Source organism: Plantactinospora alkalitolerans (genome assembly GCF_015690345.1).
Classification (GTDB): Bacteria; Actinomycetota; Actinomycetes; order Mycobacteriales; family Micromonosporaceae; genus Plantactinospora; species Plantactinospora alkalitolerans.
In genome coordinates this window covers 1-6831 of record NZ_JADPUN010000365.1, presented here as the reverse complement: position 1 = coordinate 6831, position 6831 = coordinate 1, and the positions used below count along the sequence as shown (strand labels likewise).

The window sequence follows — 6831 nt, the reverse complement described above, 5'->3', positions numbered from 1 at the left end:
GCGCCGACGGCGTTCCCCCGGGCGTCGGCCCTGCGCTGTCGGTCGGCTCGGCCGGTGCGGCGGACGGATCGGTCGGCGGAACGGTCGGGCGCACCTGGAACGGAGCACCCTGCGGGCAGTACGGGTACGGCTGCCGCATCGGGTCGACATAGTCCGGACCGGGCTGCAACTGCTGCTGCGCCTCTTCGCACCACGGGGCGCCGAGCCGGATCGGTTGACCGTTCTGGTCGAACAGCCGTACGTCCGTCAGCAGTCGGCCCTCGCTGTCGTAGACGTAGACGTCCTGCACCCCGGAGTACTGGTCGGTGTAGACCGGCGAGTAGGTGTTCTCGTACCCGTCGACGGCCCGGCTGTCGGCCTCCAGGAAGCCGACCAGGCCGAAGAAGACCAGCAGCACCGCGCCGAGGTGCACGATCCACCTGGGGCGCCGACCCAACCGGTCGGTACGCCGGCCGAGCCAGATCGACGCGGTGACGGTCACGGCCAGCAGCAGGATCGCGGCCAGGCCGCTGCCGCCGAGCCGGGGCAGCAGGCCGAACGAGTTACCCGTCAGCATCACGGTGATCAGCATGGCGGCCAGGTAGCCCCGGAGCACCCACCAGGCGGGGCGCAGCAGGAGGAGAAACTCGCTGAGCCGCACGTACCCGATCGGCGGGCCGAGCCGGGAGTCCAGTCCGCGCAGCCGGTCGCGGCCCTTGCGGACGGCACTGGCGATCCGCTGGTCGAGGTTGACGACGGTGACCGGCGGGGCCACCCCGGCGGCGGTACGCAGTTCGACCGCGTACATCTCGGGCGGGCCGAGCCGCTGGACCAGCGAGCCCTCCCCCTCGGCGGCCACCTCGGCGAGGTGTTCCGGAAGGTCCTCGAGGAGTTCGTCGCGGACCGTCGGCGCGAGGTCGCCCAACGCCGCGCGGACCTGGTCCACGTACCGGGCGATCTCCTGCTCGGTCACGACACTGCCCTCGCTCCGCTCGGTCATGGCGTCTCCTCGCTGCGCTCGTCGTCACCATGACCCCGTCGACTGGGCTGGCTGGTGCCCTCGCTCCGCTCGGTCATGCCGCCATCCCCCGGTCATCGAGCAGCGTCTCCATCGTGTTGGCGAACGAGCGCCACACCTTGCCCGACCGGGTGAGCTGGTCCCGTCCGGCCGCGTTCAGCGCGTAGTACTTGCGGTGCGGCCCCGACTCACTGGGCACGACATACGTGGTCAGCAGTCCGCCCTGGAAGAGCCGGCGCAGGGTGCCGTAGACGGAGGCGTCACCGATCTCCTCGAGACCGGCGGCGCGCAGCCGGCGCATGATGTCGTAGCCGTAGCCGTCCTCGTCCTTCAACACGGCGAGGACCGCGAGGTCCAGCACACCTTTGAGCAACTGGGTGGTGTCCACGGCGAGGATGCTACTGTCTAATCCGTAGTACCGTCAACAATGCACTAGCGTGTGGCGCACGGGCGTTACGGTGGCGCGGTGCCTGCCGAGACCGACGTACTGCACTGCCTCACCGCGGCGACCGGGCTGTATCGGGGCCGCGGCGACGGCCCGGAGAGCGGGCCGTTCCTGGCCCGGATGACAGTGAGCACCGGCGTGAACGGACGTGCCGCCATTCTGGACTACGAGGCGACCACCGACCGGGACGGTCTGCGGCACGTCGAGCACAGCGTGCTGGTGCTGGGCGCCGGCGGCCGGCTCGAACTGCACGTCGCCAGCCTCGAACTGCCCGGCATGGTGCGCTTCACCCAGCAGACTCCCGGCCACTTCACCGCGTACGAGGGTCCACTGGTGGCCCGGATCGTGCTGCGTACGCCCCGGCCGGGAGAAATCAACTACGCCTGGTGGTGGTCCCGGGACGAGGGCGAGCCCCGGGAGCAGTCCCGGGCCGACCTGCACCGCAGCGGCTGAGCGGGTCCTCCCCGTCAGCCCAGACGGGGCAGGAAGCGACCCACCCGGGCCCGATAGTCGGCGTACGCGGTGCCGTGCGTGCGGCCGAGGTACGGCTCCTCGACCACCCGTACCTGCAACTGCATCCCGGCGACCAGGCAGCCGAGGGCGAGCAGTTGGACCCAGTTCGGCACCATCGCGGTCAACCCGACCAGCAGAACCGTCATCGAGGTGAAGATGGGGTTCCGGACCAGCCCGAAGACGCCGCCGGTGACCAGTTCGGTGTGCTCGTCCGGGTCGACTCCGATCCGCCAGGAGCGGCTCATCGCCGACTGGGCGGCCAGTACGGCGAGCCAGCCGACCACGGCCAGCACCAGCCCGACGACCGCGAACACGGGCCGGTCCAGGAGGGCGATCGGCCCGAGCAGTCCGGTGCCACCCAGGACCGGGGCGACCACTCCGAGCAGCAGGGCGGCCCCGAACAGCGCCTGGGCCCACCACTCGCCGCCGCCGAACGGTGCCGCACCGCGCCGGAATCCACTGTCGCCGGTCGCGGCGCGGTGCAGCCAGGTGCGCACCCCGAACGCCGTCACCAAGCCGGCCAGGTAGACGGCGAGCGCCAGCCAGGCAACCATCAGCAGCAGTCCCTGGTCGTACTCTCCGGGCAGGCCGCCGGGTCCACCGCCAGCACGACCCCGAGCAGGTCGGTCAGGGCGTGCCCGATCCGGGAGTCGGCGAGTTCGTACCTGGTCCGGCGCCCCTCCGGTACGGCCACCACGAGGCCGCAGCCGCGCAGACAGGCGAGATGGTTGGAGAGATTCTGCCGGGTCGCCCCGAGCAGTTCCGCCAACTCGGCCGGATATCCCGGGCCGTCCCGGAGCGCCAGCAACAGCCGGGCCCGGGTCTGGTCCGAGAGCGCGTGGCCGAACCGCGCGAGGACCTGTCCGTGCGTCAGGGTCTCCATGTCGATCGACGGTACAGCAATTGCTGGATACAGCGCCAGATGTACTTAGGATGGAGTGCTTCTCAGGTCCTCGCGATCCTGCGGGTCAGCACGGCGACCGCCAGCAGCCAGCCGAGATAGGCGACGAGCAGGATCCGTTCACCCAGGCCGAGCAGGGGCCGGGTCACCCCGGTCGCGGTCACGGCCGCGACCGCCACGAAGACGACGAGGCCGCCGACGCTGATCCGCGCGAGTACGTCAGGCGGCCGGCGGAACGGGCGCCAACGAGCAGCGCGGCGCAGTTCTCGCACATTCGCTACTGTCTCGGCCATGGCCCGGAGTGACAGGAAACGGGGAAGTCGGAGCCGACCGAGATGGCGCACGACCGTGACGGCGACCCTGGTCACGATGTCGCTCGCAGTCGCCGGTTGCGGCAGCGGAGACCCGGACGAGCCGGATACGGCCGGAACCACCCCTGCACCCACCGTCACCACCTCCGCTGAGACGGCGCCGCCGAGCACTGTGGCCGCCAGCCCCGCCGCCACCCTCGTCGAGTTGGCGCGGCAGCCCTGCCGCGCCCTCGACCAGCAGGACAGCGGCAAACTCGGCATCATCATCGAAGGGTCGGAGACCGACCTCGACGGCAGGTCCTGCCAGTGGGGAACCGCGACCGGGCTGGTGGCCTTCACCCCGTACCCGTCGGTCGACCAGACAGCGGCGCAGGAGTTCCGGCACCTGAAGCAGACCACCATCGACGGCCGTCGGGCGGTCGCCGGCACCACCACCCGCGGGGGATGCACCACGCTCGTCGCGATCGGCGCCCGGCAGTCGTTCCGGCTCATCGCAAGCCCTCTCGGCGAGGACACGGCCGGGTCGAAATCCTGCCCCCTCAACACCACCTTCGCGACAGCGATCCTCGCCCATTTGGATTGAGCCGACCGGAGGAACCTTTGTCCGACGTCGAGATCAGGTACGCGGCACCCGCGCCCAGGACGCCGGGCCACGATCGAGGGTCGTCCCTCGACGAGGTACGCCGGGCCATCTACACCCTCTACCGACGCCTCTCCCCCGCCACCGTGTACGGATTCTCGTCGAGCATCCCGGCCGAGGACGTCACTGTGCGCTCCGACGAGGATCTGATCTCCGGTACGGAGCGCGTCGCCCACGCCCTTGTGGAACACCTGCGCCTGCCCGACACCCGGATAACCGTCGACTTCACTCCGATGCCGCCCGGACGGGCCGGACGGGTGCAGCTCGGCACCGGTCCGCAGTACTTCGTCGAGATCGATTCGAGCTTCGTCGGGCATCGGAGGGACATCGGCGCGATCCTCGCCCACGAGGTGGCGCACGTGTTCCTGGAGTACCACAACATGCGGTACGAGGACGAGATCCTCACCGACACCACCGCCGCCTATCTCGGGGTGGGCTGGCCACTGCTCGAAGCGCACCGCACCACCGCCCTCTACACTCAGTGGCTCGGCTACCTCGGCTCCTACGCTTTCGGCTACGCCCTCGGCCGGCGGGCGATCACCTTCTCCGAGGACCCGCTGCCGTGGCTGAGCGGTATCCAGGCGCGGGCGGCGTACCAGGGTGGGCATGCCCTCGCGTACCAGGAGTGGAACCAGCCGCCGCTGGCTTCGGCCGACTCCGGCGGCCGGCGCCGATACGAGAAGGACCGGGCCCGGGTACGGCGTCAGCTCGACCGTGGCGCGGTACGCCCGCACGCCGCCGCGAAGAGCGAGCATTACGCCTTCTCCGGCCGGTCACCGCTCAAGGTCACCTTCAACTGCCCGATCTGCAGCGTCCGGATCAGCCTCCCGGTCGAGCGCCGGGTCGAGATCTGCTGCGAGATGTGCACGACCACGCTCGACTGCGACACGTAGCGACACGTAGCGGCACCTAGCGGCACCGAAACGGCGGAGCGGGTCCCCATTGTCGTTGGCTCGGTCGGAAGATGGAGCCATGCCACGTAGCGCACCCGACATCGACGTACCGGATCTTCGCGGCAGGCTCGCGGTCGTCACCGGAGCCAACAGCGGAATCGGGTACGGCCTCAGCAGCCGCTTCGCCCAGGCCGGCGCGGAGGTGATCCTCGCGGTCCGCAACGAGCGGAAGGGCGCCGAGGCGATCGCCGAAATCCGGGGCCGGGTGCCCGACGCGGTCCTGCGCCTGCGGGAACTGGACCTGTCCTCGCTGGCCAGCGTCGCGGCACTCGGCGCCGATCTGAACAGGGCCGGTCGGCCCGTCGACTTCCTGGTCAACAATGCCGGGATCATGGCCCCGCGTCGCCGGGCGGTCACCGAGGACGGACTCGAGCTCCAGTTCGCCACCAACTACCTGGGGCACTTCGCCCTGACCGGCCACCTGCTGCCGCTGCTCCGGTCCGCCGGATCGGCCCGGGTGGTGTCGGTCAGCAGCCTGATGAGCCGCTTCGGACGGTTCGACTTCGACGACCTGCAGAGCGAACGTCGCTACCAGGGCGTTCTCGCCTACGGGCTCTCCAAACTCGCCCAGCTCGTCTTCGCCCGGGAACTCGACCGGCGCAGTGTGGCCGCCGGCTGGGGCCTCCGCAGCAATGCCGCCCATCCGGGTGCGACGATCACGAACCTCCAGGTCACCGGCCCCACCCACGGTGGACGTTCGGTCCGGCTCAACCGGATCCGCAACCGGCTCCTCTACCTCGTACCCGGCGTGTGGCAGGAGATCGACGCCGGCATCCTGCCCGCCCTCTACGCCGCCACCAGCCCGGACGCCGAGGGCGCCGGATTCTACGGTCCGGACGGATTCGGCGAACTGCACGGCGGACCGGCACCGGCGAGGATCCCCGTCCGCGCGCTGAACGACGAGGACGCAGCCCGGCTCTGGGACGTCTCGGAACAGCTCAGTGGCGTGATCTACCCCAAGGCGCACCGGCCCGCCTGAGACGAGAGAGACGAGGAACCGACCTGCCGCTCCACACCGTCGGCGACGACCTGGTGCAGGACCCGTGAGAGCGTGCTGACGGCTGCGCGCCGTCAGGGCCGCCTTTCCCGTCCTCGACCGGGCGACGTAGGGCCAACACATGTGACTCCATCCGTCCGGCTGCGCCCCGTGGCCGAGTGCGACCTCGTGATGTTCCGACGGTTCCTCACCGGGCCCGGCCCGAGGCTGGCCTCCGCCATGCGGCAGTGCTGCGCTCGGTCGAGTTCCGGCAGGTAGCAGGCCCGACGACCGGCTCCACAGCCGGCTGCGCGGCGACCCGTCGCCACTCTGAACCGAGCCGCGGACACGCACGGCCAATCGGCACCTCGGCACCGGCCGCAACCCGACGGGCCGGCCGCCCGTAATCCGATCAGAAGTTCGAAGACGGAAAGGAGGGTGGCAGCCGATGCGGGACACGCATGGCTTTGACGAGTTCTACCGCGCCACGTCGCCGCGGATGCTGAGGTACGCGGTGGCTCTGACGGGCGACCCCACCGAGGCGGAGGACGCGGTGCAGGAGGCGTACGCCAGGGCTTGGCGGCGTTGGCAGTCGGTGTCCTCGCATCCCGCACCGGAGGCCTGGGTCCGGCTGACGGTCAGCCGGCTGACCACCGATCGCTGGCGCCGGATGTTCGGACTGCGGAGCGCCCTGACCCGGCGCGGTCCGGCTGACGAGGCGGTCGGCGCGCCCAGCGAGGACAGCGTGCTGCTGATGCGGGCGCTCCGGCAGTTGCCGGCGAACCAGCGTCAGGCCCTGGCCAGGCACTACCTGTACGACATGTCCATCGAGGCCATCGCGGACGAGTCGTCCGTGGCGACCGGAACGGTCAAGTCGTGGCTGTCCCGTGGCCGGGCCCGACTCGCGGTCATCCTCGCCGACCTGGCCCCGCAGCGCACATTGGAGGTACACGATGTCTGACCTCGGCCGGATGTACAGCGAACTAGGAGACGCCGTGGAGCCCGGTGCGTTGACTCCCCCGAGCGAACTGCGCCACCTTTCCTCCCTTCTTTCCCTTCCCCTCTCCCTTTTTTTTCTTTCTCTTTTCCCCCCCT

Annotated in this window: 10 protein-coding genes; 5 read left to right on the top strand and 5 right to left on the bottom strand. The window is 70.3% G+C overall.

Features of this window, described 5'->3' with window-relative positions; translation table 11 throughout:
- Together I0C86_RS37735 and I0C86_RS37730 are read right to left on the bottom strand one after the other, a co-directional pair.
- Positions 1-979: HAAS signaling domain-containing protein (locus I0C86_RS37735; protein ID WP_196206102.1), on the bottom strand; the 979-nt coding region annotated here is incomplete at its 3' end.
- A gap of 73 nt (positions 980-1052) precedes the next feature.
- On the bottom strand, positions 1053-1385 hold the full coding sequence (locus I0C86_RS37730) for a PadR family transcriptional regulator (RefSeq protein WP_196206101.1): 333 nt from the start codon (positions 1383-1385) through the stop codon (positions 1053-1055).
- Positions 1386-1463: 78 nt separating this feature from the next.
- On the opposite strand from I0C86_RS37730, the gene I0C86_RS37725 reads away from it, so the two are divergent.
- Entirely contained in the window at positions 1464-1895 is a 432-nt protein-coding gene (locus I0C86_RS37725; protein WP_196206100.1) for a hypothetical protein, read from the top strand.
- 14 nt (positions 1896-1909) lie between these two features.
- Here the strand turns inward: I0C86_RS37725 and I0C86_RS37720 are convergent, their stop codons facing one another.
- The 3 genes from I0C86_RS37720 to I0C86_RS37710 are packed head-to-tail and all read right to left on the bottom strand — an operon-like array spanning position 1910 to position 3149.
- Positions 1910-2509 (bottom strand): methyltransferase family protein, encoded by a 600-nt coding sequence (locus I0C86_RS37720; protein ID WP_230395470.1) that lies wholly within the window; start codon positions 2507-2509, stop codon positions 1910-1912.
- Positions 2509-2844: an ArsR/SmtB family transcription factor gene (locus I0C86_RS37715; protein ID WP_323374102.1), complete on the bottom strand. Its 336-nt coding sequence runs from the start codon at positions 2842-2844 to the stop codon at positions 2509-2511. The genes I0C86_RS37720 and I0C86_RS37715 overlap by 1 nt, the downstream gene beginning before the upstream one ends.
- A 56-nt stretch (positions 2845-2900) precedes the next feature.
- Positions 2901-3149 carry a hypothetical protein gene (locus I0C86_RS37710; protein ID WP_196206098.1) on the bottom strand — a complete coding sequence of 83 codons (249 nt, stop codon included), beginning with the start codon at positions 3147-3149 and terminating at the stop codon, positions 2901-2903.
- A 76-nt stretch (positions 3150-3225) separates the two neighbouring features.
- Here I0C86_RS37710 and I0C86_RS37705 point away from each other — a divergent pair, with 76 nt between their 5' ends.
- The 4 genes from I0C86_RS37705 (at position 3226) to I0C86_RS37690 (ending at position 6697) form a co-directional block, all read left to right on the top strand.
- A complete protein-coding gene (locus I0C86_RS37705; RefSeq protein WP_196206097.1) occupies positions 3226-3750 on the top strand; it encodes a DUF3558 family protein in 525 nt (174 codons plus the stop codon).
- A 17-nt stretch (positions 3751-3767) separates the two neighbouring features.
- On the top strand, positions 3768-4700 hold the full coding sequence (locus I0C86_RS37700; protein ID WP_230395469.1) for a hypothetical protein: 933 nt from the start codon (positions 3768-3770) through the stop codon (positions 4698-4700).
- Positions 4701-4779: 79 nt separating this feature from the next.
- Positions 4780-5739 (top strand): SDR family oxidoreductase, encoded by a 960-nt coding sequence (locus I0C86_RS37695; protein WP_196206096.1) that lies wholly within the window; start codon positions 4780-4782, stop codon positions 5737-5739.
- A 445-nt stretch (positions 5740-6184) separates the two neighbouring features.
- Positions 6185-6697 carry a SigE family RNA polymerase sigma factor gene (locus I0C86_RS37690; protein ID WP_196206095.1) on the top strand — a complete coding sequence of 171 codons (513 nt, stop codon included), beginning with the start codon at positions 6185-6187 and terminating at the stop codon, positions 6695-6697.
- The last annotated feature ends 134 nt before the right edge of the window (positions 6698-6831 follow it).

Bases quoted from the DNA above. Each gene is read 5' to 3' on its own strand.
- I0C86_RS37695 (WP_196206096.1), top strand. From the start codon at position 4,780: ATGCCACGTAGCGCACCCGACATCGACGTACCGGATCTTCGCGGCAGG.
- I0C86_RS37710 (WP_196206098.1), bottom strand. From the start codon at position 3,149: ATGGCCGAGACAGTAGCGAATGTGCGAGAACTGCGCCGCGCTGCTCGT.
- I0C86_RS37690 (WP_196206095.1), top strand. From the start codon at position 6,185: ATGCGGGACACGCATGGCTTTGACGAGTTCTACCGCGCCACGTCGCCG.
- I0C86_RS37705 (WP_196206097.1), top strand. From the start codon at position 3,226: ATGTCGCTCGCAGTCGCCGGTTGCGGCAGCGGAGACCCGGACGAGCCG.
- I0C86_RS37720 (WP_230395470.1), bottom strand. From the start codon at position 2,509: ATGGTTGCCTGGCTGGCGCTCGCCGTCTACCTGGCCGGCTTGGTGACG.